This window comes from Peribacillus deserti, from assembly GCF_002863585.1.
GTDB classification, from domain to species: domain Bacteria; phylum Bacillota; class Bacilli; order Bacillales; family DSM-1321; genus Paraperibacillus; species Paraperibacillus deserti_A.
The window spans coordinates 1-25980 of record NZ_PGUY01000054.1 but is presented as its reverse complement, the minus strand read 5'-3'; the positions used below and the strand labels follow the sequence as shown (position 1 = coordinate 25980).

The window sequence follows — 25980 nt, the reverse complement described above, 5'->3', positions numbered from 1 at the left end:
TTATGGGATCACAATCAAATAATGGTTTTTGTTCTTATAGGCATTTTAGGCTGCATTAAAAATGTGTAAGGAAGAATACTGTCCATAATCATTCAAGGAATAACTTAATTTTTTTGAGTTTATGTATGTTAGTTTCCTCAGATTAAACTCAGGTAATAACCTCTTCACCCATAAAATTTAAAGGTTTTAAGAAATGGTACACTTTCTCCTCCATTTTCTCATTATTAATTCGTCCTTTATAAAATCAATTTTTACATGTCATTTCTTAAAGGAGGAAATTAATGCAATTATTTTTATTTAACCAAAAAGAGAGGTAAGAATTCCCTTTCCTGCTTTCTTATGTGTCTCAGCAGCTTTTTGCTCTAATAATAGCTGATTAGCCTCAGCTTGAGCTTTTTTGCTTTCCAGCAGCAGCTTTTTAGCCTCAAGAGTGACCCTTAGAGACTGAGTCAGCAAATCATTTTTCTCGTCAAGCCTTTGGTCAACGTACTTATGTTGTTCGTCTAAACGGATTAATAGCAGTTGATTCATTTCTTTTACCTGTTCCATTTCAGCTTTCAGTTCCTTTACCGTCTCATATAAGAACGTAGACGGATGTTCAGGAAGCGGAAGCTGTTCGCTTTCCGTATTGGAAGAGGACATCCCGTCATCCCTGTTTTTTGAAGCAATCTCGGCAGCTGCATTGCTAATAAAAAGGTTTTTATATTGAACTAAGATTTTGAATTGGCTTAATACAAAAAGGTCTTTATCCGTAAACATTCTTTTATTGTGGTCTGTTCGTATAATGTTATAGTTCTGTTCTTTCTCAAGAGCTAAACACCACGTTCTTAGGGTGCTGTCTCCTATTTTTAATTTTTCCACCACTTCTTTTGATGAGATAGGTGTTTAGTTTCATCCAATTTCGTTCCTCCGTTCTCCTGTTCATTAACTGTTATTGTAGTCCAAACTTCCCTTGGTGGTAGCGAACAGGGTTTCGGTCCTGCTTTATACTGCAAGAGATGTTTTAAACCTTGTTTCAACATGGTCAACCAGTGGACCTTTAATTACATTTACCCTCACCTTCTAAATATAAAAGTCAAACTTTCCACTTTCTCAAAGGTAAATATTTCTTTATAGATTGAACCTCATTACCAGCCTAAAGAAGGATTTGTAATGTATTGGGAGAATTTATCTTTAAATTAGTTGTGGGAGGTAATATTGATGCGAAATTTATAAGGTACATATTAAAGGATGACAAATTAATAACAGTACAAACACTTTCATAAGTGGTGTGCCAATAGGAGGATTTGTATGTACTTACATACTAAGATAGTGGGAGAGGCAAACAGCGAAAACATCATTTTTCTGCATACTGGATTACAAACCGGGGACAGTGACTTTCTATATCAAACAGATTATTTTAAAGAGAAATAAAAAATATTGCTCCCAGATTTAAGAGGACACGGTAAGTCTTTTAGCGATGACTTTAGCAATTATTTTGAAGCTGCGGCTTCTGATGTAAAAGATACCATGGATAAGATTGATCTAGAAAGTGCTCATATCGTTGGATGTTCACTAGGCGGATTAATTGCCTTATTTTTTGCCAAGATGTATGGAAAAAGAGCCAAGAGTCTAACAATCTCAGGAGTCATACCGGAAAAACCTGAAAATTGGTCAGAGCTACAATTAATAGATAATGAGAGTATTTCTAATTTGTTGGAAAATGAAGAAGCAGTTAAACACTTTAATGAAAAACATATGTCAGATTGGAAGCGTTTTTTGTTAATTGGACAGAGTGAGGACTGGTATCCTTTTGATGTGACAAAAAATGTATCAGATTTAAAAATGCCAACTTTATTCTTAGTAGGAGAAGGCTATAATCATGAGGTAAAGGGAGCTTTAACTTATCCTGCGATGAATAAAAATATTCACTTAGCTATCATTCCTTTTGCTTCACATTTAGTACATATTGAGCAGCCTCATTTATACAGTATGATATTAGAGAGATTTTTGACAGAGATCCATTCATAAGACCAACATTCATTCTATTAAGATGCTTTTTAGAGAATTACTAAGTATGATTTAAGAGGAAAAATGATAAAAGAAGACTCTTTTCAGAGCCTCCTTATTTATAGGGGAAGTGTATTGTTGGAATCATGTGCCATGAGTATTTTATATAAGTCTATACTTTCTATTAAAAGTGGATCTGTAACTGACTTCTTTTCCTAAAAGGGTATCTTTTCTAAAGATTTAGTCTGTTTTTGGCATGTCATTTTCTTATTCTAATTATGAGATTCTTTATTAATTATTTAACTGAAGCAAAAAAACATTTAATTCATCAACTGATTAAAATTTATACGCATACCCATAGCAAATCGGTCCGTTACCAGTATGCTCTCTCTTGGGGAATTCTAGGAAAGATGTATTATGATTCAACCCTGTAGATTTTTGTTTTAGTTCTTTATTTTCTTCGACTGTTTTAGGATTTAAAACAATAGTAATTTCTTTATTTGGAAGTAAATAAATTACCTCATCGTTTACAATATTTTTAAATTCAACAGCTTTTGATGTTTCCTTCATCGTTTTAAAATTGCTTAAACCGAAAGTATTTTGTACGTTTCCCATATTAATTCACCTCTTATACTATTGTAACCCTAATCTATTATAAGGTATAAATTAAATCAATATCTCGTTGAGTAATGGAAATGGTGCAAGAAGAGATAATGGCAAAATAAGCTGAGTTAGAGAACAGTCCCTGAAATCGTATGAATTCAATTTATTCTCCAATCATGCGTACAATAAGACTTGGATTGCACACAATACTATTAAAAAATAAAGACTTATAAACCTTTTTATTTTGTTGTAAATTTTGTTTAGCAAGGAGTTACAGAAACTGTAGAGGTGTATGATGTCAAAAATGATAAAGATAGAAAAGCCAAAAATGCCAGCCGAGTTCAAAGGCGTAGACTTCCATGATGTTTTTTATGAAGAAGAGCCTGAATTAGTAAACTGTTCAGTCAAAAACTCCCAAGTGGACAATGAGTTCATAGAGAGGCTTATCTTATCAAAAGTTATTTTTAAAAATGTCACCTTTATTAATAGCAGCTTTATGAACATAGATATGACTGATGTTGTGTTCGAGAATTGCAATTTATCCAATGTGCGTTTGTGTGGAGGAAATATACATAGAGTCGAGTTCAAAGGCTGCAAACTCTTGGGCTTAGATCTGTCAGAAGCAAGCCTGGGAAACGTTCTTTTTGAAGACTGCGATTTAAATTTAAGTAATTTTGCAGATGCCCGTTTAAAACAGGTGAATTTTGAAAAGGTATCTTTGGAAAGTGCTAATTTTTTTAACTCCAAGTTTAATAAAATTGGTCTCAATCTATGCGATATTAATGATGTTGATTTTACACATACGATATTAAAAGGGATTGATATAAGTACTTGTTCATTTGAGCAAATCAATGTGGCTGTCGAGAGTTTGGCTGGATGTGAAGTTTCTCCAATTCAAGCAATCGGATTTTCGAAATTATTAGGATTAAGGATTAAAGAATAGTCCACTGTATAAGGATCAATGAAAAAATCCCACGCTCTGAGGCAAGGAAGTCAGAAGGTTAAGAGTAACAGATAAAATTGTTTTTCGAAAACATATATTTCTTGTTAGCCGATTGGTTTTAAATTAATCGGCTTTAACTATGAGTCATTGATTCATCTTTAATTACTTCTTTAACAACAACAAAGGCAGCCGTTTTGAATTTGAATGGTCATCTACTTTGTTGAAGAAACCTAGTACTGGCCGGTGGTGAGTTAGAGGCCGTTCAGGGCCGGCTTCGAGACGCAGAGCGGTGGCTGGATGCGTCGACGGGGAAGAAACCGGATGACCTATTGGCTGGGATGGTTGTCATAAATGAAGAAGAATTTGGGCGGTCTGCAGAATACAATCGCCGTGTACCGTGCAGCGTATGCCCAAGCTATCGGTGATGTAACCGCCACGATAAACTCCGCGCAGGCACCCTGCCACGCTGGGGGGAAGCCTGCTTACCTTTCGTGGGCGAGTAAACGGTTGGAAACTGAAAGGAATGAACAGCGGCTTCGGCGCTCATCTTTTTCTACTTTTGGGCAGCTTATTCAAATAATTTCATAGAAATTGGTGGCACTACAAGAATAAAAAACGGATTTAAGTGATGGATTGATTATGCGTGATAAAACATTAATTAGGGTGATGAGTAAATAGTGGTTTAGACCGGACCGCGAAACCTGGCTTATTTTTTGGATAATTTTCTATCCTTCATTACCCGAATGAAGGACTTTTCTCGAGAACGTATTTTATTTTGTGTAAATGGTTATAATTCCCAATGAGGAGATGATCATTTATGCATAAGGATATGACAATTAAGGACTTAGCGAGAGAATGTAAGACAGTAGAAGATATGCAGTTTATGTTGAAGGATTTGTTCCGGGAAACTCTTCAACTAGTGTTTGAAGCAGAGATTGAGGACCACCTTGGCTATGCCAAGAATCATATTTCTGGCAATAACACAGGCAATAGCCGAAACGGTTATATGAAAAAGACTATTAAAACCAAGTTTGGAAACACCACCTTGGATATTCCCAGGGATCGAAAAGGCGATTATGAACCCCAGATTATCAAGAAGTATGAAACGTCCATTAATGGCTTGGAAGATCAAATTCTGGCTCTCTATTCAAAAGGAATGTCTACGCGGGATATTGAAGATCATATGCAGGATATTTATGGTATTCATGTATCCCCAACCATGGTAAGTAAGGTAACGGATAAGATTTTACCTCTTGTGTATGACTGGCAAGCCCGTCCGTTGGACGCTGTCTATCCAATCGTTTATTTAGATGCCATTCATTTTAAAGTGCGCCATGAGAATCGGATTATTAGCAAGGCTGCTTATACTGTTTTGGGAATAAATACGGATGGTGTAAAGGATATTTTAGGCATTTGGATTGGCGAGAATGAGAGCGCAAGCTTTTGGCTGAGTGTCTGTTCGGACTTGAAAAGCAGAGGGGTCGAAGACATCCTCATTGCTTGTAAAGACGGGCTTTCTGGCTTTTCTGATGCCATAAGTGCTACTTTTCCTCAAACCCACATTCAATTATGTGTGATCCATCAATTACGAGCGAATATGAAATATGTAGCTACTAAGGATCGTCCTGGGTTTATGGGGGATTTGAAGAAAGTATATAAAGCTGCCACACTGGAACAGGCTGAGTCAAACTTCGCAAAGTTGAAAGAACTATGGGAGAAAAAATATCCTACCGTTATTAAATCATGGGAAGAAAATTGGCTTGAACTCACAGCTTTCTTCCACTACCCACCGATCATTAGAAAGATGATTTATACAACAAATACAGTCGAGGGTTTTCATAGATAGCTTAGAAAGGTTACAAAAACCAAGAATGCTTATCCAACGGATAATGCCTTGAGAAAGATTGTCTATCTAGCCACTATTGGAGTAACAGATAAATGGACTAAACCTATACCAGATTGGCTAGAATGTAAGGCACAGTTTGATATTATTTTTGAGGGTCGCCTTGGGAATTAAGCACCGTCAATTTAACTGGGTGACGTGTGTTGGGACTACGTCCCAAGAGTTTTACGCTTTGGTTCTCCCAAAAGAAGTCAAAAAAAAGAGAAGAGAACTCCTCTCTTCTTTTGTTCAGAACCCTGTCAGGTGCTCGGGGTGCTCTCCAGCATTGCCCTATCCCCCTGATAGGTAAGAGCCACTAAACATTATGAGTGTTTACAAGATGAATTATTCATTTACACAAAATATTTTATATTCCCCTTTTCTCCAGCTCAAATTCCACATTTCGTCCTTCATCACCCGAATGAAGGACCTTTCTCCAGCTCAAATTTCTCATTTCGTCCTTCATCACCTGTATGAAGGACCTTTCTCCAGCTCAAATTTCTCATTTCGTCCTTCATCACCTGTATGAAGGACTTTTCTCCTGCTCAAATTCCTCATTTCGTCCTTCATCACCTGTATGAAGGACTTTTCTCCTGCTCAAATTCCTCATTTCGTCCTTCATCACCCGAATGAAGGACTTTTCTCCAATTCCATTCCTACTTTTTTAGGTAGAAACTGCAATTGTATAAGCTAATGGTATCAATATCATTTATTACCTTATTTAATAGTAGTTCTTTTTTTCAACTTTCAGGATAAGCTGCCTATTTTTAATAACTAAAAGGAGGGAATAAATCCACGTGTCTAGAATTGTTATAGCTGAAAGAGGAAGGAATTAGAATAAGACTAACGACATTTAGGAGGATAAAATGGCAGTGAACTATAATGGACGGAAATTCGTTTCAGTTGAAAATACATCAAACGGAGAGGTGTCTTCGAAAACGTTTTTTGATTATAGTCAGGAAGGAAATATCTTAACAGCGACATATAGTGGTGGTGAAGTCTTAAGAGGAACACTGATTGGCATAGTAGAGGATAATGGGAATTTACATTTTAGATATAACCATGTTAACGCACGAAACGAAATAAGAGGCGGTGAATGTTATTCTATCCCAAAAATACTGCCAGATGGAAGAATAAGATTATATGAAAGGTGGAAATGGGCGGATATTGACCAAAGTGAAGGTGAATCCGTGGTTGAAGAAGTTAAATAATCTCCTGATAATCTACTGATCAACCTGATGTGTGAGTTAACTGAAGAATGAATGGCTGTATTGCAGCTTTTTGTTAGCTCTTAATAACAGGGGAGTTGTTTGAACGTTTGGTTACTTGAATGGATTAGTAATAAAGCCAAAAGTATTTTGTTATCTTCAAGCAGCATGAAAGTAAAGATATATATTCCTTAGGGCTTGTGTGGTAGACGAAGTAAATGTAAAAATTGGACTAATAAGGAGAGAGAGCAGATGGATGTATTGGTGAGTCAATATGATTGGATCCAACGCACAAGGGAATCAATACTGGGTTATTGCGAAAGTTTGTCACCTGCAGAATATGTTAAAGAGCTTGACTCTTTTGGTGGAGATTCTATTCTCAGTCTACAGGTACATGTAGCAAATTGTTATCAGATATGGCTAGGGGAGCGTGCCCTTGGAAAAACACTTCCTGAAGTAACAACTGAAATCGTTAACGACATACAGGCAATGCGCGGGGTCTTTAGTAAAACGGATGACCTGGTACATGCATTTCTAAATGAGTTTAAAGGCAGGTGGGACCAAAACATACAACTGACACTGAAGAGCGGCCATACCATGGAACCAACCGCATTATGGCTTATAACGCACACCGTCACCCACGAATTTCACCATAAAGGACAAATTGTAAAAATAGGCAGACAGCTCGGGTATGTCCCGCCGGATACGGATCTTATTGAACCTTAATAGAAAAAAATAAGTAGAGTGTAGAAACCGACGAAATCTAACTCGAAATACCAAAGAGGAGACGGAATGATTAAACTTATATGGATGAATTTACTTCCTGTGGGGGTCATTCATTCTTTACTTTTTTCCTTGCAATATAAGAGCTCTAATGATTTTGCTTCCTTTACCCAATTCGCATTTACACTCCTTACGCCATTTATATTACTTGGAATAAATTATCGAATTGCGCTAAGAAAAACAAATTCTTATTTTATTTCTAATTTTTTTCTTGTTCTTATTGGCAGCGTATTGGGGGTGGTTTTGGATTCTTATGAAGCTTTTCGAAGTTCGGATTACGAATCTTATGCAATCGCTTTGCTGGTTCTAAAATTCAACATCATTGTAAGTATAATCGGAAGTGTCATATGCTCTATCTTTTTAATAGTAAAAAATCGTAAGAAATGATCACTTGTTTAATAAATAAACTTTTTGTCTGGTACTTAGTTCACTGACATTGGGGACCGGCTTGATCTTCTATTTGGCTTTTACAAACGGGTCAAACTGTTTCTATGTTATAGGTTCTAACATTTAGAAGAGGTGTCGGCCATATAGTTCCTGCATATACTTTTTGTGCTTTACTAAACCGGCCGGTTATTGATCATGAATGAAAAAAGGTGAACCCTCTTTAAAGATGGAGCACCGCTGCTCTTTTAGAATTGTTCTATTTCCTGAATAACTTGTTTAAGAATTTCTATGGTTTCAATGGTATTATCCACTTCAAGGCGATGTGTCGCACCCTCAAAAAATTTTAAGTCTATCCGTTCGTTCTCTCGTAATTGATTAAATCGTTCTTGGTTAAAAAAGGGATCATTATCTCCAATGAAGCACAGTCCGGGACTTATACTTTTCAGCATAGCATTAAATACATAGTCCTGTGTTAATAGAGGAGTAAGCCATACAGCTTTAGCATGTATAAATGGTTCGTTACTTAATACGGCACTCATAGCAATTGTACCTAAAGAATTCCCTATAAAATAGAAATCCTTATATGTATTTTTTTTTTGAAGGAAATGTTCCAGGACCTTTCTTACATCGTGAATCAGTGCTCGATCAAATTCTTCGTCACTCAGTGTAGAGTAAAAATCGGTACGGTAATTTACTTGTAAAACATCAAATGATCTCTCTAAAAATGCAAGAGTAGGATAATATAAGAGTGGAAAATTGACTGTATATCCTCCCCCTGGGAACATTACGACTAATGTATCAGCCTTATCTTTCTTGCTCAATAAAGAGTAGGGCACCATTTCATCTTTATATCCTTTTACACTGTCAGCTGTGATATTAATCAAATTCGTCACACCTTTTTGTTTTATCCTTAATTATAAACAAAAATGTTAATACTTGGTATAACTTATGATAAGTTTTTTGGGTGTTGTTAAACTTGCAGATTAGTAAGATAAGCATGCGAAAAGGGTGCTGATATTCTACCAAATATTTTAAATACTATGAAGGAGAAAAAGATATCATTTTACAAGACGGCGGACGCTGGCTGTCTTCCGGCCTAGGTGTAGGCGAAAAACCTAAATAAAAAGGGAATGGACCAAATTCATCCACTGTTTTTTATATCGTATAGACTTCAGCAGTCAACATATTTCCGGCGAGGAAGACGATTATTTAAGGGTGCTTTAAATAGTGGAAATAGATGGATCATGACTAACAGGAGACAGACTATGAAAGAGAACGAATTGTTTGCTTATCACATTGTCACTCGGGAAAAAATGTTTCTTGGCCAGATAATTAATATGGACAAAGATCAAAACAATACCTTATATCGCTTCTTTTTTGAAAGGGAACATGTGAATTCCAGCGGGGAAGACTTCCTGCAAATTTTACAACGTCATTATACAAATGAAGGCTTGAACTTGAACAAAGAAAATGCAAGTGTAGCTGTTAAGTATGTAGACCAAACCATAAGAGCTATTAGAGAAGTGATAGTAGAAATGGTTAGATTACAGGAATATCCTGAATACCCTTCAAGGTTGTCATGTTTATACGCTGCAAAAAGCTATGATGACGCCATGAGATGGAAAGAGGTTTTTGAATCATATAATCGAAAAGTTTTACAGATTGTTAAACTCAGAATTAAAGGGAATACTTTTGAGGGTGATGGAAGCCTTTTACCAAAGGAAGATGGTGCGCCTTTCTACCGGAAGATTGAACAAGCTAGAGAATATTGGAAGGGTAATGTGAAAAACGGCCTTCCAGAGATTTTGATAAACGGGAAAATGGAAGTGGTAGAAATTATTGATGAGGCGCAAATCATCGAGCATCCAAATAAACAGGACCATTAATTTTCCTTACCAAGGTTTTAAAAATGGAAGAACTGGGTAGTTATTTCTGTGGAGGTGTAAAATTTGGAAGAAAAAAAAGATTTCAATGCTGGACAAGATGAAAAACGAGATACGTTGACAACGCGGCAGGGCCACCCTGTTACGGATAATCAAAACATCCGTACTATTGGCAATAGGGGTCCGGCCACACTTGAAAATTATCATTTTATTGAAAAGATTTCCCATTTTGATCGGGAAGAGGTACCGGAGCGTGTGGTACACGCAAGAGGAACTGGGGCATTTGGATATTTTGAAACATATGGAAAAGCTGGAGATGAACCGGTCGAAAAGTATACACGCGCAAAAGTATTTTCGGGTGCTGGGAAAAGAACACCCCTGATGGTCCGTTTCTCCACCGTGGCTGGATCAAAAGATTCGCCGGAAACTGCCCGAGACCCGCGTGGATTTGCGGTGAAAATGTACACAGAGGATGGGAACTGGGATCTAGTTGGGAACAATCTGAAAATTTTCTTTATCCGGGATGCAATGAAGTTCCCTGATATGATCCACGCTTTTAAAGCAGATCCAGCTTCGAACGTACCCAATCCTGAGCGGATGTTTGACTTCGTTTCCCGTACTCCTGAGGCTACACATATGATTACGTTTCTATTCTCTCCATATGGTATCCCAGCTACATACCGCCATATGCAAGGTTCAGGTGTAAACACTTATAAATGGGTTAATGAAAAAGGTGAAGCCGTGCTGGTGAAGTATCACTGGGAGCCGAAGCAGGGGATCCGTAATTTAACTCAAGAAGAGGCAGACTCTATCCAAGCGAAAAATGTCGGGCATGCAACACAAGATTTGTATGAAGCCATTGAGCGCGGGGAATATCCGGAATGGGAGCTGTTCGTGCAGATTATGGAAGATGGTTACCATCCGGAACTCGACTTTGACCCTCTAGATGATACGAAACTTTGGCCGGAGGATCAGTTCCCTTGGCTGCCAGTAGGCCGTATGGTTCTTGATCGGAATCCAGTGGATTTCCATGCGGAGATCGAGCAAGCCGCCTTCGGTACCGGGGTTCTTGTCGATGGAATGGATTTCTCTGATGATAAGATGCTGCAAGGGCGTACCTTCTCCTACTCCGATACACAACGTTATCGTGTAGGTGCAAACTATCTGAAACTCCCTGTTAACGCTCCGAAAGTACCAGTTAGAACGAATCAGCATCGCGGACAAATGGATATTCGTGACCCGAAAGAGTCTGGGGAAAATCCACATATTAACTATGAGCCTTCCATGAAGGGCGGTTACCAGGAGGCAAGTTTAGAAGGTCGTCCACAGCACCGACCAACGTATAATGCTTCGGCGATGACCGAACCGATCGATCGCCCAAACAACTACGGACAAGCAGGAGATACGTACCGCAGCCTGGAGGATTGGGAGCGCGATGAATTAATTAAGAACCTATCCTCGGCACTGGCAGTTTGCGATAAACGAATCCAAGATGCCATGATTGAACATTTCACACAAGCCGATGAGGACTACGGGCGCCGTGTCCAAGAAGGTATAGAAATTAAAATGAAAGAAATAGAAGAAATGAAGACAGAAGACAAAGTTCCAGGCCGTGAAACCGGGAAAACAAAATTTGGTCAAGGTTCATTAGCCGCGAACGAAGCAGCGGAGGATGCCGTGAAGAAAAGCCACGGAGCCGACCCTTATTAATTAGGAACAAACTATCACAGAGGTCTGTTCAGACAGTCAGGAAAGCTGGCTTTTTGAACAGACCCTTTTATTTTATCCATATGCTCCGTCGTGCCTGCTAGCGAGTATGGTACCATTGTTGCAAATTACAATAATCTAATATGAAGGTATCCTTTTTAGAACTTCATCTAGAGTTTTATTCATGTTTTTCGTTACATACTTTTCTTTTTCAGAATAGGAAATATACACATATCCATCCACTTCCGGAACAGACTTTTTTGTATAGTAATGCACAAAGGTAGAAGTGCACTCCAAAGTGGAGGTGGCAGGAAGGTGATTCCTTTTGCACAGAAAAATATGGAGGCTCTTTTGACTGGTATAGGAAAAGATACCAAGATCAACAAGGTCCTCAACTGGTATAACCAAACCTGTTTCCTCCTGTACTTCACGAATGCAGGCAGCAGCTGCATCTTCTCCTTCATTAATGAGACCCTTTGGCAGGTCATAGTATTTTCTTCCTGTGGCATGACACCCCAGAAATTTTTCGCCATCTGTTAAAAACAATGCTGCAGAAACTTGCTTCATCTAAATCACCTCTGTTGTATGATTACCCTATGTACTTTTCCTTCGTCAGCAGGTGACTATCAGGATGAATTGAATCGAACATCATAAATGAAATCTGGTTGATTGAGATTATTTCAGATTTATTTCTTGATAGTTGTAAGGAATTTTACAAATTATCAGTATGGTCCCGTACTGGGTAACACCTTGAGATAAGTTGAAAAATATACTTTTAGCTGCTTCAAAGACCGCCTGAGTTTTTCCAACTGCTGAAATCAGCATATAGGTCTAACTATAAGCATATGACCAAATAGATAAGCATATAACCACAAAAATAAGCATAGAAATTTTGAGATAAGCATAAAACAGCTGAACATAAGCATAAAACTCAAAAAGATAAGCATAAAACGCTAAAAGATAAGCATAGAAAGGGAAAACACAAGCATAAAATTTTCCACACCGTTGATTTTCTGTACCTTTTAGAGTATAGCAGCTCTATATTTTCTATCTACCTGTCTTTTGGGGAAACAGAATCCATTTTAACCAAATTCTCAATAAAACTACACGGTTTAGCGAATAAATTCGTCGGGGTGACCCAAAAAATCACCTTAATAAATTTTTGCTTTCAAGGATCTGGCCACAGCCATAGTATTAATGTCTAGAAAGTAATTTGGGTATTGTAGATAGCTTTTTTTTTTGGCAAATAGGCCTTTGTGCATAAATTAGTAAGCTTTTTTTGCTAATGTACTACCCAGACCCAGAGCTGTAAATATTAACTTTGTAACAGGATGACTTTCAAGTAAATATGGGAATGGAGGGAACTAGCAGGTGAAACCGATAAGAGCGGAACTGCTTCTTTTAGTTGTTACAATATTTTGGGGTTCCTCATATCTCTTTATGAAGATGGGGCTAGATTCTTTAGGGGAGTTTAACCTAATTGCGCTCAGATTTGGTATAGCCTTTATTCTGGCGGCAGTGATCTTTTCCCGCCGCTTGCGACATATTAATCTCTATGTTATGAAATACTCCATGTTGCTTGGCTTTATTTTATTCCTTGTATTTGTAACCATAACCTTTGGGTTAAACACAACGACTACTTCAAATGCAGGGTTTCTGGTCAGTTTAACGGTTGTATTCGTTCCCCTGATTAACACATTGATCTTAAAGAAGAAAATAGAAATGAAACTAACCATCAGTATTATTCTTGCAATTACAGGTATAGCTCTTCTTACTCTACATTTCCCTGTTGCCATTACACCAGGTGATCTCCTATGTATAATAGGTGCATTCTTTTATGCCATACACATCATCGTGGTGGGACAACTGGCACAAAAAGCCGATACATTAACACTTGGTATTTTACAGTTGGGTTTTGCAGGTTTGTTTGGCTTCATTTTTGCATTCATTTTTGAGACACCTGTTATACCAAATTCAACGACTAGCTGGGTTTCTATCCTTGTTCTCAGCATTTTTTGCAGTGCAGTGGGGTTTATCCTTCAAGTTATAGCACAAAAATATACATCTCCTGCCCGAACGGGATTAATTTTTTCTTTAGAACCTGTCTTTGCTGCGTTGTTCGGATATTTATTTGCACATGAATTCATGTCAATATCAGGATATATAGGTGCTTCTCTTGTGCTTCTGAGTATTATCATTTCTACTTCAAAATTTCCATCTAATCGAACCACCTTAGAAAAGGAGTATGGAATGAAGTAGTTATGCGTGATTTTATAAAGAGTAGAGGTCTAGTTTTTACATGTAAGTATCGGTCATTTTGTTCAATAAGGAAAAAAAAGACAATCATTGTGAAAGGCAGGCACCCGATTTGCAGTTGACAGAAGACAGTAATAACATGAAACTTAAATGGACACAGTTCGTATACATATAATAACTAAGAATTAGGAGTTGAAGGTTATTGTTCCTGGCAGAGCTGGATTCAGAGGAAAGAATCGCATTTATTGAGTTAGCAGCATTGATTGCTAAGATCGATGGAGATTTATCTATTTACGAAAGTCCCATACTAACTAAGTATATAACGGAAATGGGTCTTGAAAGTTATAGATTAAGGGGTCTTGGAATTGAAAATATTCTAGAGCAATTCAAAAGTGAACGCTCAAAGAATATCGTCTTAACTGAAATTTTTCAACTTATCTTTTCTGATGGAGTTTTTCACGATGAAGAGCAAGAATCTATCCGCTTTATTAAGGAGCATTTTGGATTTGATTCCAGTGAATTTGAAAGTTTTAAAGGCTGGATTGGTAAAATAAGAGAGTTGTCTATTTCCAGCTAATGCTTGATCTGTACCTTTTCAGCCAATCTCTTTGTCATTTAATATAAAATGTAAATTTACTGTTAGATACAATGGAGAAAAACAACCCCAGACCTTCTCTGATATTGGTGAAAAGCGGAGTATTTAGGTCTAACAGAATGGTCCCCAAACCTTTATGTGGAAAGCATCTTTAACGAATAGCCAGTCCTTTGACTTTTCAAAAGTCTCGTATAACTACCGGCAATCCCAGTTTGTTATTCAAGCAAACAGTTACTTTTTATAAAACATTACTAAACCCCAGGTACCTTAGTACCTGGGGTTTAGTTAGTTTATTAGCTAACAGGTGCTTTTTCTGCAGTTCTAAGCAGGGATTGTTCTTTGATCAGATCATGTATTTTTTTCAGGTTTGACTTAAAGTATGTAGAAAAGTACCAGTCTTCATAAGCTTTCGGGACCGAAATATCGTCAATGCTTTTCTCGCTTTGAACAGCATCCTCTACCAACTTTACTATATCATTTATATACTCTTTTACCTCACGAAGTTCTTTCATGGAGCAGACCTTTCCATGTCCAGGTACAATCATTTCTACCTCGAGAAGCTCAACCCTATCCAATATAGTAAGCCACTCATAAGGGTTGGCGTGTATCATGACAGGATGATGCTTCGAGAGTACCAGATCTCCCATTATGGCAATTTTTTCTTCAGGCAGGTAGACGAATGCATCACTTTGTGTGTGACCGCCCCCATATGTTAGCAGGTGTACTGTGCGGACGCGGCCATGAATGCTCATCTGCTCGTCAAAGGTTATTGTAGGTAATGTATATGCCATATTCGGCAGGGAGTCCATATACAACCTGTCACTGGCATTTTCCCATTGTAATTCTCTTTTTAGCTTTTTGTCCGTTTCTTGTTGTAGGTTTTTTTCGACTTCGGCGATAGCCTGATAAATTGGTTCTGGGTTTGACAACTGCTGGGCCAATCTGCTTTTTCCAAAAGTATTCATAATTTCGCGTGTAGCAAAAGTGGAGATGATTTGCGCATCAGGTGTAAACACTTGGTTCCCGCTCGTATGGTCACTGTGCCAATGTGTGTTGATTACATAGGAAACGGGGCTTTCCGTGAGGAACGTTGCAGCTTCACGCAAATCCTCTGCAGCTTCTATTGTGGTGAAGGTATCCACTACAAGTGTTGAATCCCCTAAGTCAATGATTGCTGCATTCCCAACAGAGCCAGTTCCAGGTACCGAGATTGCGGCGAATACACCCTCAGCAACTTGTTTCAGCCGGAAATGTTTAGATCCCTTGAATATTTTCATTCGATTATTCATTATCTGCTTGTCCTCCCCAGTCCATTTTACATTTATCATACCATGGAAAACCATACCACTATAATAGTTTGTTAGGGTTTTTTTAAGAGAACAGGAACTCTTGAACAGAATTTTTGCATAAGAAAAGTCGGGGGATTTAAATATCCCAACTTTTGATTAAAGAAGATCCTCAGATAAAAAATCGTATGAAGCTGTTTCTCTTAATTTAAAATATTGGAAATGGTGTGATAAAATGTGGAGAACGTTATTCGAGGAGAAAAAAGATGGACTTAAAAATGGATGTTGATACGTTTAGGGGAGAAGAAGGCGGGATAACTAGATCTATTTTTATATTTCCTCATTTCGAGGAGATCACATACATTGACAATATCAGAGAAAAGTACGATCCACTACACAATTTGATTGCCCCGCATATAACACTCGTATTTCCCTTTACCAGCTCGATCAGCAGTAAAAGCTTAAAACAGCATATCAGGGTTTCCCTTCGAGGGGTTGAGCCATTTCAGCTGACCATGTGTGGTATAACGGGATCCGGGAATAGCTATTTATTTTTGAATGTAAAAAAAGGAAACGATGAAATTATTAGACTTCATGATAGATTATATGGCGGATTGCTTAAAGAGCACCTATATAAGCATGTAACATTTATTCCGCATATGACCGTCGGGAGGTTAGAGAATCAGGAAGATTTTAAGTTTGCGCTTATCGAAACAGACAGGTTCAAACGATCTTTTACGACTATTGTTAATGAGATAACAGTAGAAATCATAGATGGTAAACAAAAATCGAATTTGGATTTCAAAATAAGTCTATAGGAGGTTAAATGACCATGGGGATGTCAGCTTATTACAAAAACTTACGTGAAAAGGTAGGGAATGAACTGATTTTTATGCCAAGTGTTGCATGCATTGTCCGAAATGAAGGAGGAGAGATTTTATTACAGAATAAGGGCAATGGAGAACCATGGAGCTTGCCGGCAGGAGCAATTGAGCCAGGAGAAACGCCTGCTGATGCAGCGGCACGGGAAGTACAAGAGGAGACTGGTCTGACGATTACCCCGAAGCGATTAGCTGGTGTGTTTGGAGGTAAAGAATACCGATATCAATATCCTAATGGACACCAGGTGGAATATAATATCTTTTTATTCGAATGTGAAATTAACCATGGAGAGCTTTTGCCATTAGATAACGAGACGGCAGAATTATGCTATTTCAAGCCCGAAAATATGCCTGAACTTGCTTTGCCTTATCCTAAATCCTTGTTCATTGAAACTGACAGACAGAGTGTTTATTATCAACACTCTGGAAGGTATGAAGGGGAAAGATAAAACATCTAGGATCTTTGTATGGTAGTCGCGGGAGCTTTCGTCATTGAATCAGGAATCACTTATTGCTTCAAAACGAACTGAGAATGGAAGTTTGGGAATACCAGTTGGTTTTATGAAAATTAGGGGAAACTATACATGAAACTTCCAGGAAAGAAGTTCTTGAGGTTGCTCAGGAAGATACGCATATGGGCATCTGGTTAAGCATAAAGCCAGCGGCATAAGCATAAAGCCACTTACATACGCATTGAATGAAGAGAGATAAGCATAAATGTTGAAAAGATAAGCATAAAATCAAAAAACATAAGCGTAAATCCTTTGAACATAAGCATATCCCTCATAAAGGTAAGCATAAACCATGCTGCATGATACCACTTTCCTTTACATTTAGTAAAAACCTCTGCCAATTTGCCTGTTTCCATGAGCTGGAAGCCTAGGTTTTAAAAAAAGGATAACCAAAAGTTACGGTTCAGCCCCAAAAATTGCTTTTTTCAGATGAAAGGGCGCCCAAAAATACTCCTGGTGTTTTACAGCCGCCCGAAATCAATGACAGGCAGTGGAATACACCATTCAACAAATGAAATAATAATAAAAGAACAGTCTCTTTTCCTATAAATTATGAACAATCTCCCTAACATATTGGAATTCTCGTTCCTAGAGGCCCGATGCAAAGAATCAATCCCCAAAAACCTTATTCTTTATCTTTAAGAATATCGTTAATAAATAATGCTGTGTTTCCACTGTCAAAAAAGATTGAAAACAAAAAGACAAATGGCACGGCCACTGCTAAAAATGCATATTTACCGACTTTTCTGATCAAATATACCGCTCCCTTTCTCCGGTTAAGATGCTATACGCTTCAATATACTATTAGTTTCATTTTTTATCATTCAGATAATTTAATATTTAAAAATCCTACGATTTACCAAATTTTGGTTTTTAGGTTAAGATTACTTCAAGAATACTTTTCAAATATATTCTGTTTCAATAAAAGTAAGTTATGGTTGGAAAAAATGATCTAATTTGAGCTGCAGCTATAAGTCCGGACACCTTCGCATAATTAATCGTTTTCTTTTTATTGGTAATACTAACATCCTATTACTAAGAGAATAAGGAGCGAACCGATGCCTCGGAAGCCTGCACAAACTAATGAAGACTCAGATCACGAAAAAGTTGTTACTTTGCCAAATATAGAAGGAGACAAAGATGAAATTGGCAATCTTAGTCGAATGTTGGCAGCAGTACTCGATTATCTGTCAGACGATGAAGTGGAAGAGATCGATATCGAATACATTTTGGATAAAACGGAAGGACTTCGAGAATGGTGGGATCGATATCGGGAAAGCAACAGGAAACTGATCGAGGAAGAAATCAGGGAATCTCTGGGTGAGCTGTCCCTGGAGGAGCTTCAAAGGATCCGGGAACAGATAAAAGAGAAATAAAATGTTCCTGATTAGAACTTGCCCCCAACCTTTGTTGAAGGCTGTTTTTGTAAATTTTGTTGCTATTGAACTAGAGGTTGATTTCCTCTCCAGAATGCTCGCTTTCCGCGGGACGGGCGGTAAGCCTCCTCGTCTTAGCCTGCGGAGTCTCCCCTGATCGAAAAGCGGAGGACGGTGCTTTTCAAGAAAGGATCCATCCAAAAGCTGAATGATGATCTTTTTTAAGTCTAGGCAAAACACTAAAAGAAAAGCAGACACCTGATAAAGAAGACTTGCTGATTGGCAAGCGATAGCGAAGACAGAAGCTTAGTCGCCCTTACCACGCTCGTAACGCCACGTCCTGTGGTCCTGTGGCCCCGCCTGGCTCGCACATCCTGTGCCTCGTGCGTTAGCCCGGCATAAGACGAGCGGCAGTGAAAGGCCGATTTTGCCTTTTAATGGCGATTGGCTAGACCCGCGGTGTCAGTCCGGAGCTGGGCAAACCGAAAAGCGGAAAGAGATGCCTTCCCCAATAACATTGCTTAAGGAAGCTCATGATTAGCTATCTTTTATCACAAAAAACTCTCAGGGAAGGCAGAGACCTGAAAAGCATAAGACGAGCTGGCCGTGAGAAGTGGTTTTCTTCTCATGGACTGATTGGCTTATGACTCGAGGGTCTAAAGCCTTGGAGCTGGACAATACCCGCTATTCCCGCAGGAGTCTCGCACCTTACGCTCCAACCAACCTGAATTAACAATAAGGTGATGTCACAAAACTCATTAAAAAACAACAATCTCTTAGAAAAGAGCCTTGTAATAAAAAGAGATGAGATCGCTATACGATTTCATCTCTTTTTATTATATGAAGAGCTTTGCCAATGCAGCTTCCTTCAACTTATAATGTAACAGGTTGTCCATCAAAAGATTTAACATCTAGCGGTGCAGTCAGGAACTCATTGGCTTTGCCGACAAATTCGGTAAAATGGCTGCTCTGGTTGTGGATTGCGATTGCCTGTGCATCCTTCCAGACTTCAACCATCGTGTAGATATGATCATTTTCTGTATCTTTGTACAGAATGTAAGAGACATTCCCGCTTTCTTTACGTGAAGCAGCAATAAGCGGCTGCACCTCTGTCAAAAATTCATCTTGCTTGGCTGGATTTACGTGGAATGAAGCGTGGATAATAATCATAAAAGATTCATCCTCTCATTAAGAGTTTATTAAAGCTTACTTCCATTGTGCCACTTGATCGATTGGAAGTCGAACAGATTTGTAACCTGTGTCTGCAGCTTTTCCGATGGAAATAAGCATAACTGGAACATAGCGTTCTTTATCTAAACCGAATGCTTCTGCTATTTTATCCTTTTCATATCCTCCGATAGGGTTTGTATCGTACCCATATGCACGGGCCGCAAGCATGAGCTGCATGGATACAAGGCCGCCGTCTACCAGCACAACATCTTCCATTTCTTCACGGGAAATCGTTTCAAAATAGCCTGAGAACGATTTGTAGATCCCTTCCTTAACCTCAAGCGGCATATGCCCTTCTTCGACAGCTTTGCCATAAATGTCTTCAAACTTTTCAAAGTTATTGATATCTCCGAAGACTGCGATCATTGCTGCTGAAGTTTCTACCTGGGTTTGATTAAAGCGGGCAAGCGGTGCCAGCATTGCCTTTCCTTCCGGGCTGTCGATTACAAGGAACCTCCACGGCTGCATATTAACGGAAGAGGGAGCTGTAGTGGCAAGCGTAAGAATGTCTTCCATTTCCTCTTTGCTTATTTTAACAGTAGGATCATATTTCTTTATGGAACGGCGTCCTCTAACAATTTCGCTAAAGTCGTTCGATTTTGGAGTAGTCATAGTTGTATAACTCCTTCTATTTAATGATGATTATTTTAATTTTGCTGAAGCTTATTTATACCTGAATACAATGAACAAAAATACTATTGTTTTGTATGTTTGTAAACTAAAAAGACTTAGGGACGCTGTTGGATGTGTTTTTGCGGTATAATATTTGGCTCCAGTGGAAGCCTTTGAAGGCAGAATAGATTAGGGAAGTAGTAAGCGGGGGAGTATTCAAGTATTAGTTGGAAGTGTATCAGAACTGTTTCCGGCTATTATGGGATACCGACTTTAGGTCAAAAAATATTCAGCTATTACATGGGCTTTAATAGAAATCAGAAGGCAACAGTGAGATCCAATGTAACTCTAAGCATTCTATTTTGTTTCTAAATCGCTAATTGTTACTATAGTGATATCTTGGTTTAGAAGGGACTAATTGAAATGACAAATATAAATATACCCGTTTCGGTATTAAATCTTGCTCCCATTCGTAAAGGACAGGAAGCTAAAGATGCGGTAGATTCGATGGTTGATTTAGCACAAGCTGCAGAGGAAATGGGATATAAAAGGTATTGGATTGCAGAACACCATAATTCTCCTACACTTGTAAGTTCGGCCACTTCCATTTTAATCAAGCATACTTTGGAGCATACTGAAAAAATCCGTGTTGGTTCTGGAGGGGTAATGCTGCCTAATCATTCTCCATTAGTAGTGGCAGAACAATTCGGTACAATGGCGACCATTTATCCAAACCGATTGGACTTAGGACTTGGCAGGGCACCGGGAACCGATATGATGACGGCAAGCGCGCTAAGACGTTCACAAAATGATTCTGTGTATACGTTCCCTGATGACGTCAATTCCTTGCTTACATACTTTGGACCCGATGAAAAACAAGGATATGTCAAAGCGTTTCCGGGAGTCGGTACTAATATTCCGATATATATTTTAGGGTCATCGACAGATTCAGCCTATTTAGCGGCTAAATTAGGGCTGCCATATGTATTTGCCTCACACTTTGCACCTAGGTACATGGAGGAAGCCATCTCGATTTATCGCAATCGATTCCAGCCTTCTGAATATCTGGATTCTCCATATATGATGGTTTGCTTAAATGTAATTGCCGATGAAACCGATGAAGAAGCCTTAAGAGAATCAACAACGATGCAGCAATTCTTCCTAAATGTCGTCCGAGGTTCACAATCACCATTGCAGCCACCAGTGGATAATATGGATGAAATATGGAGTGATCATGAGAAAGCAATGGCTTCTTCGATGTCAAGTGTTACGTTAATGGGCAGCAAAGAAACAGTAAAAGCACAGTTAATAAAATTTCAAGAGACGTACCATGTTGATGAAATCATGGCTGTTTCCTATATCTTTGATCCTGATAAACAAAAGCGGTCTTATCAAATCTTCAAGGAAATCGTTGATGGGAAGTGAAATGAGGCGGGCTGTGCTTTTCAAACCGGCCTTACTTTAACTCCTCCATGGCGTCAAATACTAAAGTAGGACTAAGCTTTTTGAAAAGTAATCACCTGATGAATACTTGTTGGTCGGCGAGCTTTAGCCGCAGACAGTGCTCAGTCGAACTTACGATTCTCGAAGACGCCGTGACCTATGTGTGCGTTAGGCGGGGATAAGCATAGCGGCAGTGTAAGTTCGAGAATGGACAACAGAAATAAGTGTAGAAAACAAATCTTGTGTTATAACAAGGTTTGTTTTTTTGATCTTTACGGGTGCCTGCAATCGTTTGTACAGCTTCATGGACCCCAGGACATTTACATAAATACCAAGTAATCGTAAAAACTAAATTGAAATCGATCATGTAGTGCGGGGTGTGTTTGCTATCATAAAAAAGAGGCACTTAGTATTTAATCTAACCATAATATTGATTCCTTGGTTATCGTTGTTTTTTTTAGGTAAACGGAATATTAAACGCTATTCTGCAGCGGGCGTTTTTATCGTTTTCTTTGAAATCATAAATCATTTATATGGAAATAAACGGAACTGGTGGAAGTTTTACGACAAGCAAAAATCTTTTTTTAAGGACGAACTTCCTTTCAGCATTGGCCCTTATATGCCTCTATCCATGTGGATCCTTAAGCATTCATATGGGAATTTTAAAAAAATTCGTATTACTTAATGTTATATCAGATGGTCTCTTTGCTTTTCTAATCATTGATGTTCTTAAAAAAATGAAAATCATAAGTCTAAATCGATTAAATCAACTTCAATTTTTTATTTACTTACACTATAAAGCCTATTTATTATATGGAGTGCAGTTTGTGTATGAGAAAATAAAAGGTATTTTTGGGACCATGCAGACATCCAGTTAACAGTGTCTTTATTTAGACGGAATAGGTATTGGCAAAATCAATTTGTGCACATCGCACGGTGGGTTGTTCGTTATTCGTACACATTTTTTATGGAGTTAAAGGGATCTAAATGGTTAAATCATTTACCTTTTGCTATAGTTTTATTGTGTTTACAAAATCTAAAAACACCCTGACCAGCGACACTCCTCTTTAATCAGGGAAGCGCATTTTCACCCTTTCATCCAAGTTTTTTGGTATTCACTAGCGGTTTTTCCTTCTCATGTACATATTTCCTCATTAATTAAGCAGGGTCGCATCCAATAAGGGTGCTATTAGTTACTTTTGAAGGATTTTAAACATTTTTTAAGGCTGTCTGGAAAATTTACGCTTATTTTTTTGAGGTTTATGCTTACATTTGGAAGTTTTATGCTTATGTTTTCCAGACATATGCTTAGGTTTGAGTGGTTTATGCTTATCTGTGTCTGGCCTATGCTTATAAAATCGGGGATATGCTTATCCCAGTCCTGCTTATGCTTGAAATTAAGTGTTTATGCTTATCATTTATCTGGCTGCATGTTTGCCGACAATTCATAGAGTTTGTAGCATATAGTCATTTTTCAATGCTGCTTTTTCACGGGAAAATTGATTTCAGGACAAAGCTTAATCTTACTAGATTTCCATTAAAAGACCTGAGCGTTTCGTTTTTGCTAGTGAAATGCGGCCTAGTCGGGGCTATTACATGGGTTAGCAGGATTTTCTTGCGGATTGATAGCCTCCCTTAATGAAATGTAAAACAGCTGTTATTTAATGTGGGGATTTATGGACAAACGGATAGACGGGCCTTTATCTCATCTATATTTTTCATGGTGGAATGGTAGCCCGCTTCTATACATTGGACTGCCTTTTTGAATTCGAACCCTCCGACAAAATCTGTTTGCGGCTGTATAACATAATCGGCGAATTTCAGTTCGGACTCCATCTGAAGCTTTAGGTTCAAATAAATGATTTTATGGATCAGCTTGTATGTCCCATAGGAGCTGCTAGGGATGTCTGCAATGGGAGAGATCGGATCCACTGCGATAACCCTATTTGCACCAAGAGCCCGGCAGATCCGGACAGGACAGTTGACGGTAACACCCCCATCAATTAAAGCGGCGCCCTTATGGAGGGCAGGTTTGAATAGAAATGGTATCGCAAAGCTTGCCCTTACCGCATCGGCAATGGATGCCTCTGTTTCATAGGCAAAATCACTGATGGGACTTTGGGTAAAAACGACTGGTGTTCCCTTATTTAAATCCGTTGCCACTATGCCGCAGGGGATTTGCAAGGCAGACAAGGAATCCTCATGAGTCAATGTTTGAATTAAATGTCTAAATCGATTGCCTTTTAACCAGCCTTTGAGTTTTGGCTGCAGGAATAATGCTCTTAATAAAACCGCCTTATAATCTATATCTAAATAACGGCGGCTGAGTGTCGGCACAAGTTTTTCAAGGTCACCGGGTTCATAGCCGTATGCATAAAGAGCGGCTGCCATCGCCCCGGAGCTTGTTCCGGCAATATGAGTAACCTTAATACCTGCCTCTTTTAATGCCTTCAAAACCCCCACAGCGGCACATCCTGGAATCCCTCCGCCGGCAAATGCCAATCCGGTTTCCATATTCAAACGCTCCCTTCTGATTTGCGGCAGATCAAAATAAAATGCCGGCTTTACACGTTTATCTTTGGTCTCTGCTATATTAATACCCTTAATAAACCAGACAAGTCCTTTTATGCAGCCTCAATGTACCGGGAGAGATGAAACACAGAACTCATGCCATCAGCTTGGGGTGCTGTAAATAATTCCTCTTCAAAGTTTTTTCACGAAAATAAAAAATCTTATTTATAAAATATACCCATCAAAGTTTCTAAATGACTTCCCGGTCCGAATGCTCGTATTCCAGAAAGGTCTTTTAATATGATTAACATGTAATTTCCTTATGGATAATAACGTTATGCTGCCTAATTTGTGGGTAAAAAGAGAGCAATGATAAATTTGCCGTCTTAGGAGACCATTCATGAGAACTAGGATTAGGGATAGAAGGATTTTAAATATAGCTTCGATGAGGAAGTATATATACGAAAGAAGGCGGAAACTGCCTCCGCTGACAGCCGAATCTGTGGGCCTTGGGATGTTATTGGGAGCAGTTGGGGGATTCCTTGATGCTTACACCTTTATAAGTAGAGACGGAGTATTTGCCACCTCCCAGACGGGAAACCTGGTCTTGCTTGGGATTAAGCTTGCACAGAGGCAGTGGAGCGAGGGACTTGAACATATTCCTCCAATTATTGCATTTATCCTGGGTGTCTTAACGGCTGAAGCTCTTAAACATCCTAAGATCATAAAGCTGTTTCCGTATCCGGCACGGACCGTTTTGCTTGTTGAAAGTATTGCCCTGATGATAGTGGGAACCTGGCCTCCTGAAGTACCTAACTCTACTGTGACCATTACTATTGCCTTTGCTGCCTCGGTGCAGATATCATCCTTTCGTACGCTCGTAAAATGGCCGTATAATTCTGCCATGGTAACCGGGAATCTCCGTACAGCCTCTCAGGCTGCCTACACTGCCCTTATAGGACGGGACCGCCACGCAGCATTGAAGAGCCTGGATTTTATCATCATCATTGTTTCCTTTTTAGCTGGAGCGTTCGCAGGGACATTGTCCACTCTCCGCTTTGGAACAGAGGCGATCTGGATTGCATCGGGCATTCTGATATTAGCTTTAATTATCTTACAGGCTAATCCGGAAACCTTATTGGTATACGGTAAGGATAAGAAAGATAAAAAGAAGTTTTAGGCGGCTGTTCAAGTCTCCTTTATTTCGCTTTTCGCAGGATGCGAGATTTGCTAAAGTCCACTCCAAATAGGTAGCTCGTGGTCTTTAGGGGAAACTGGAGTCGTCATTACCCAAAGCAGGTCCATATCATCCTTTTTATTTACTACACAGGCCGTCATTCTCCAGAATTCCATACGTACCATCCCTTCCGTATGGATAGCATACAGCATGCTGCATTTATAAAAAGGCTCTTTTCTAAAAAATTGTTGTTTTTTTAATAAGTTCTGTGAACAAACCCTATTGTTAAACTGGTTGATTGGAACGTAAGGTGCGAGACTCCTTGATCCAGCTGCAAGCTGAGACCCTCGAGTCATAAGCCGATCCGTCCATGGGGAGAAAAGCACTCCCCACAGCCGGCTCGTCTTATGCTTGGCTGACGCACGAAGCACAGGATGTGCGAGCCAGGCGTGGCCACAGGACGTGGCGTTCGAGCGTGGTAAGTGCGACTAAGCTTCTGTCTTCACTGTCTTTCGCCAATCAGCAAGTGTTCTTTATCGGGTCTCTGCCTGCCAATTTGTTTAGAATTTTATATCTATTGGGATTTTCACTGAGCGTTTAATATTTATATGTTGGGCAGGCACCGCTTTCCGCTTTTCTGTGCGGGAGCAGCGGGTATTGTCCAGCTCCGGACTGACACCTTCGGTCATAAGCCAATCGCCATTAAAAGGCAAAAT

The 25980-nt window shown here is 38.9% G+C and carries 25 protein-coding genes and 3 pseudogenes; 19 read left to right on the top strand and 9 right to left on the bottom strand.

The window, feature by feature from the left end; translation table 11 throughout:
- Nucleotides 1-297: 297 nt before the first annotated feature.
- Nucleotides 298-861: a hypothetical protein gene (locus tag CUU66_RS17310; RefSeq protein WP_101644447.1), complete on the bottom strand. Its 564-nt coding sequence runs from the start codon at nucleotides 859-861 to the stop codon at nucleotides 298-300.
- A 429-nt stretch (nucleotides 862-1290) separates the two neighbouring features.
- Between CUU66_RS17310 and CUU66_RS25010 the strand changes: the two genes are divergently transcribed.
- Both CUU66_RS25010 and CUU66_RS17305 read left to right on the top strand, forming a co-directional pair.
- Nucleotides 1291-1413 (top strand): hypothetical protein, encoded by a 123-nt coding sequence (locus CUU66_RS25010; protein ID WP_257968049.1) that lies wholly within the window; start codon nucleotides 1291-1293, stop codon nucleotides 1411-1413.
- A gap of 6 nt (nucleotides 1414-1419) precedes the next feature.
- Complete coding sequence (locus CUU66_RS17305) at nucleotides 1420-2010, top strand: alpha/beta fold hydrolase (protein ID WP_257968048.1); 591 nt, start codon at nucleotides 1420-1422, stop codon at nucleotides 2008-2010.
- A 315-nt stretch (nucleotides 2011-2325) separates the two neighbouring features.
- Here CUU66_RS17305 and CUU66_RS17300 read toward each other — a convergent pair whose 3' ends face one another.
- Nucleotides 2326-2604 (bottom strand): hypothetical protein, encoded by a 279-nt coding sequence (locus CUU66_RS17300; protein WP_101644445.1) that lies wholly within the window; start codon nucleotides 2602-2604, stop codon nucleotides 2326-2328.
- A gap of 283 nt (nucleotides 2605-2887) precedes the next feature.
- On the opposite strand from CUU66_RS17300, the gene CUU66_RS17295 reads away from it, so the two are divergent.
- The 6 genes and pseudogenes from CUU66_RS17295 to CUU66_RS17270 all read left to right on the top strand — a co-directional run bounded on the left by CUU66_RS17295 (nucleotide 2888) and on the right by CUU66_RS17270 (nucleotide 7795).
- Entirely contained in the window at nucleotides 2888-3535 is a 648-nt protein-coding gene (locus CUU66_RS17295; protein ID WP_101644443.1) for a pentapeptide repeat-containing protein, read from the top strand.
- 351 nt (nucleotides 3536-3886) lie between these two features.
- On the top strand, nucleotides 3887-4123 hold the full coding sequence (locus CUU66_RS17290) for a hypothetical protein (RefSeq protein WP_101644441.1): 237 nt from the start codon (nucleotides 3887-3889) through the stop codon (nucleotides 4121-4123).
- Nucleotides 4124-4352: 229 nt separating this feature from the next.
- Nucleotides 4353-5552, top strand: a pseudogene (locus tag CUU66_RS17285) (IS256 family transposase).
- A gap of 731 nt (nucleotides 5553-6283) precedes the next feature.
- Nucleotides 6284-6628 carry a n-acetylglutamate synthase gene (locus CUU66_RS17280; protein ID WP_180955339.1) on the top strand — a complete coding sequence of 115 codons (345 nt, stop codon included), beginning with the start codon at nucleotides 6284-6286 and terminating at the stop codon, nucleotides 6626-6628.
- Nucleotides 6629-6877: 249 nt separating this feature from the next.
- Nucleotides 6878-7351 carry a DinB family protein gene (locus CUU66_RS17275; RefSeq protein WP_101644438.1) on the top strand — a complete coding sequence of 158 codons (474 nt, stop codon included), beginning with the start codon at nucleotides 6878-6880 and terminating at the stop codon, nucleotides 7349-7351.
- Nucleotides 7352-7417: 66 nt separating this feature from the next.
- Nucleotides 7418-7795, top strand: coding sequence for a hypothetical protein (locus CUU66_RS17270; RefSeq protein ID WP_101644437.1), 378 nt, complete (start codon nucleotides 7418-7420; stop codon nucleotides 7793-7795).
- Between the two features lie 245 nt (nucleotides 7796-8040).
- On the opposite strand, the gene CUU66_RS17265 is transcribed toward CUU66_RS17270, so the two are convergent.
- On the bottom strand, nucleotides 8041-8679 hold the full coding sequence (locus tag CUU66_RS17265) for a dienelactone hydrolase family protein (RefSeq protein WP_101644435.1): 639 nt from the start codon (nucleotides 8677-8679) through the stop codon (nucleotides 8041-8043).
- Between the two features lie 381 nt (nucleotides 8680-9060).
- Between CUU66_RS17265 and CUU66_RS17260 the strand changes: the two genes are divergently transcribed.
- Together CUU66_RS17260 and CUU66_RS17255 are read left to right on the top strand one after the other, a co-directional pair.
- On the top strand, nucleotides 9061-9681 hold the full coding sequence (locus CUU66_RS17260; RefSeq protein WP_101644432.1) for a DUF2441 domain-containing protein: 621 nt from the start codon (nucleotides 9061-9063) through the stop codon (nucleotides 9679-9681).
- Between the two features lie 63 nt (nucleotides 9682-9744).
- Nucleotides 9745-11388 carry a catalase gene (locus CUU66_RS17255; RefSeq protein ID WP_101644430.1) on the top strand — a complete coding sequence of 548 codons (1644 nt, stop codon included), beginning with the start codon at nucleotides 9745-9747 and terminating at the stop codon, nucleotides 11386-11388.
- Between the two features lie 135 nt (nucleotides 11389-11523).
- On the opposite strand, the gene CUU66_RS17250 is transcribed toward CUU66_RS17255, so the two are convergent.
- Entirely contained in the window at nucleotides 11524-11952 is a 429-nt protein-coding gene (locus CUU66_RS17250; protein WP_101644428.1) for an NUDIX hydrolase, read from the bottom strand.
- 804 nt (nucleotides 11953-12756) lie between these two features.
- On the opposite strand from CUU66_RS17250, the gene CUU66_RS17245 reads away from it, so the two are divergent.
- The 3 genes and pseudogenes from CUU66_RS17245 to CUU66_RS25005 all read left to right on the top strand — a co-directional run.
- Complete coding sequence (locus CUU66_RS17245) at nucleotides 12757-13644, top strand: DMT family transporter (protein WP_101644426.1); 888 nt, start codon at nucleotides 12757-12759, stop codon at nucleotides 13642-13644.
- Nucleotides 13645-13843: 199 nt separating this feature from the next.
- Entirely contained in the window at nucleotides 13844-14218 is a 375-nt protein-coding gene (locus CUU66_RS17240) for a hypothetical protein (RefSeq protein ID WP_101644424.1), read from the top strand.
- Nucleotides 14219-14329: 111 nt separating this feature from the next.
- A pseudogene (locus tag CUU66_RS25005) lies at nucleotides 14330-14480 on the top strand (GntR family transcriptional regulator); the annotation flags it as partial.
- 49 nt (nucleotides 14481-14529) lie between these two features.
- Here CUU66_RS25005 and CUU66_RS17235 read toward each other — a convergent pair.
- Nucleotides 14530-15525, bottom strand: coding sequence for an MBL fold metallo-hydrolase (locus CUU66_RS17235; RefSeq protein WP_101644422.1), 996 nt, complete (start codon nucleotides 15523-15525; stop codon nucleotides 14530-14532).
- A 263-nt stretch (nucleotides 15526-15788) separates the two neighbouring features.
- On the opposite strand from CUU66_RS17235, the gene CUU66_RS17230 reads away from it, so the two are divergent.
- Nucleotides 15789-16340 (top strand): 2'-5' RNA ligase family protein, encoded by a 552-nt coding sequence (locus CUU66_RS17230; RefSeq protein ID WP_101644419.1) that lies wholly within the window; start codon nucleotides 15789-15791, stop codon nucleotides 16338-16340.
- A gap of 14 nt (nucleotides 16341-16354) precedes the next feature.
- Nucleotides 16355-16852, top strand: coding sequence for an NUDIX hydrolase (locus CUU66_RS17225; protein WP_101644417.1), 498 nt, complete (start codon nucleotides 16355-16357; stop codon nucleotides 16850-16852).
- A gap of 688 nt (nucleotides 16853-17540) precedes the next feature.
- Here CUU66_RS17225 and CUU66_RS25000 read toward each other — a convergent pair.
- Nucleotides 17541-17669, bottom strand: coding sequence for a hypothetical protein (locus tag CUU66_RS25000; RefSeq protein ID WP_257968047.1), 129 nt, complete (start codon nucleotides 17667-17669; stop codon nucleotides 17541-17543).
- A 304-nt stretch (nucleotides 17670-17973) separates the two neighbouring features.
- Between CUU66_RS25000 and CUU66_RS17215 the strand changes: the two genes are divergently transcribed.
- Complete coding sequence (locus tag CUU66_RS17215) at nucleotides 17974-18291, top strand: hypothetical protein (protein ID WP_101644413.1); 318 nt, start codon at nucleotides 17974-17976, stop codon at nucleotides 18289-18291.
- An 873-nt stretch (nucleotides 18292-19164) separates the two neighbouring features.
- Here the strand turns inward: CUU66_RS17215 and CUU66_RS17210 are convergent.
- The gene (locus tag CUU66_RS17210) at nucleotides 19165-19461 is read right to left on the bottom strand and encodes a putative quinol monooxygenase (RefSeq protein ID WP_101644412.1); all 297 of its coding nucleotides are present in this window, start codon (nucleotides 19459-19461) and stop codon (nucleotides 19165-19167) included.
- Between the two features lie 36 nt (nucleotides 19462-19497).
- Nucleotides 19498-20133: a nitroreductase family protein gene (locus CUU66_RS17205; RefSeq protein ID WP_101644410.1), complete on the bottom strand. Its 636-nt coding sequence runs from the start codon at nucleotides 20131-20133 to the stop codon at nucleotides 19498-19500.
- Between the two features lie 423 nt (nucleotides 20134-20556).
- Here CUU66_RS17205 and CUU66_RS17200 point away from each other — a divergent pair, with 423 nt between their 5' ends.
- A complete protein-coding gene (locus tag CUU66_RS17200) occupies nucleotides 20557-21558 on the top strand; it encodes an LLM class flavin-dependent oxidoreductase (RefSeq protein WP_101644408.1) in 1002 nt (333 codons plus the stop codon).
- Nucleotides 21559-21964: 406 nt separating this feature from the next.
- Nucleotides 21965-22454: pseudogene (locus tag CUU66_RS24995) on the top strand (hypothetical protein).
- Between the two features lie 796 nt (nucleotides 22455-23250).
- On the opposite strand, the gene CUU66_RS17190 reads toward CUU66_RS24995, so the two are convergent.
- Nucleotides 23251-24090 (bottom strand): patatin-like phospholipase family protein, encoded by an 840-nt coding sequence (locus CUU66_RS17190; RefSeq protein WP_101644406.1) that lies wholly within the window; start codon nucleotides 24088-24090, stop codon nucleotides 23251-23253.
- A 397-nt stretch (nucleotides 24091-24487) separates the two neighbouring features.
- Between CUU66_RS17190 and CUU66_RS17185 the strand changes: the two genes are divergently transcribed.
- The gene (locus CUU66_RS17185; RefSeq protein WP_257968046.1) at nucleotides 24488-25267 is read left to right on the top strand and encodes a YoaK family protein; all 780 of its coding nucleotides are present in this window, start codon (nucleotides 24488-24490) and stop codon (nucleotides 25265-25267) included.
- Nucleotides 25268-25980: the final 713 nt, after the last annotated feature.

Bases quoted from the DNA above. Each gene is read 5' to 3' on its own strand.
- CUU66_RS25010 (WP_257968049.1), top strand. From the start codon at position 1,291: ATGTACTTACATACTAAGATAGTGGGAGAGGCAAACAGCGAAAACATC.
- CUU66_RS17300 (WP_101644445.1), bottom strand. From the start codon at position 2,604: ATGGGAAACGTACAAAATACTTTCGGTTTAAGCAATTTTAAAACGATG.
- CUU66_RS17295 (WP_101644443.1), top strand. From the start codon at position 2,888: ATGTCAAAAATGATAAAGATAGAAAAGCCAAAAATGCCAGCCGAGTTC.
- CUU66_RS17290 (WP_101644441.1), top strand. From the start codon at position 3,887: ATGAAGAAGAATTTGGGCGGTCTGCAGAATACAATCGCCGTGTACCGT.
- CUU66_RS17280 (WP_180955339.1), top strand. From the start codon at position 6,284: ATGGCAGTGAACTATAATGGACGGAAATTCGTTTCAGTTGAAAATACA.
- CUU66_RS17275 (WP_101644438.1), top strand. From the start codon at position 6,878: ATGGATGTATTGGTGAGTCAATATGATTGGATCCAACGCACAAGGGAA.
- CUU66_RS17270 (WP_101644437.1), top strand. From the start codon at position 7,418: ATGATTAAACTTATATGGATGAATTTACTTCCTGTGGGGGTCATTCAT.
- CUU66_RS17260 (WP_101644432.1), top strand. From the start codon at position 9,061: ATGAAAGAGAACGAATTGTTTGCTTATCACATTGTCACTCGGGAAAAA.
- CUU66_RS17250 (WP_101644428.1), bottom strand. From the start codon at position 11,952: ATGAAGCAAGTTTCTGCAGCATTGTTTTTAACAGATGGCGAAAAATTT.
- CUU66_RS17235 (WP_101644422.1), bottom strand. From the start codon at position 15,525: ATGAATAATCGAATGAAAATATTCAAGGGATCTAAACATTTCCGGCTG.
- CUU66_RS17230 (WP_101644419.1), top strand. From the start codon at position 15,789: ATGGACTTAAAAATGGATGTTGATACGTTTAGGGGAGAAGAAGGCGGG.
- CUU66_RS17225 (WP_101644417.1), top strand. From the start codon at position 16,355: ATGGGGATGTCAGCTTATTACAAAAACTTACGTGAAAAGGTAGGGAAT.
- CUU66_RS17215 (WP_101644413.1), top strand. From the start codon at position 17,974: ATGCCTCGGAAGCCTGCACAAACTAATGAAGACTCAGATCACGAAAAA.
- CUU66_RS17210 (WP_101644412.1), bottom strand. From the start codon at position 19,461: ATGATTATTATCCACGCTTCATTCCACGTAAATCCAGCCAAGCAAGAT.
- CUU66_RS17205 (WP_101644410.1), bottom strand. From the start codon at position 20,133: ATGACTACTCCAAAATCGAACGACTTTAGCGAAATTGTTAGAGGACGC.
- CUU66_RS17200 (WP_101644408.1), top strand. From the start codon at position 20,557: ATGACAAATATAAATATACCCGTTTCGGTATTAAATCTTGCTCCCATT.
- CUU66_RS17190 (WP_101644406.1), bottom strand. From the start codon at position 24,090: ATGGAAACCGGATTGGCATTTGCCGGCGGAGGGATTCCAGGATGTGCC.
- CUU66_RS17185 (WP_257968046.1), top strand. From the start codon at position 24,488: ATGAGAACTAGGATTAGGGATAGAAGGATTTTAAATATAGCTTCGATG.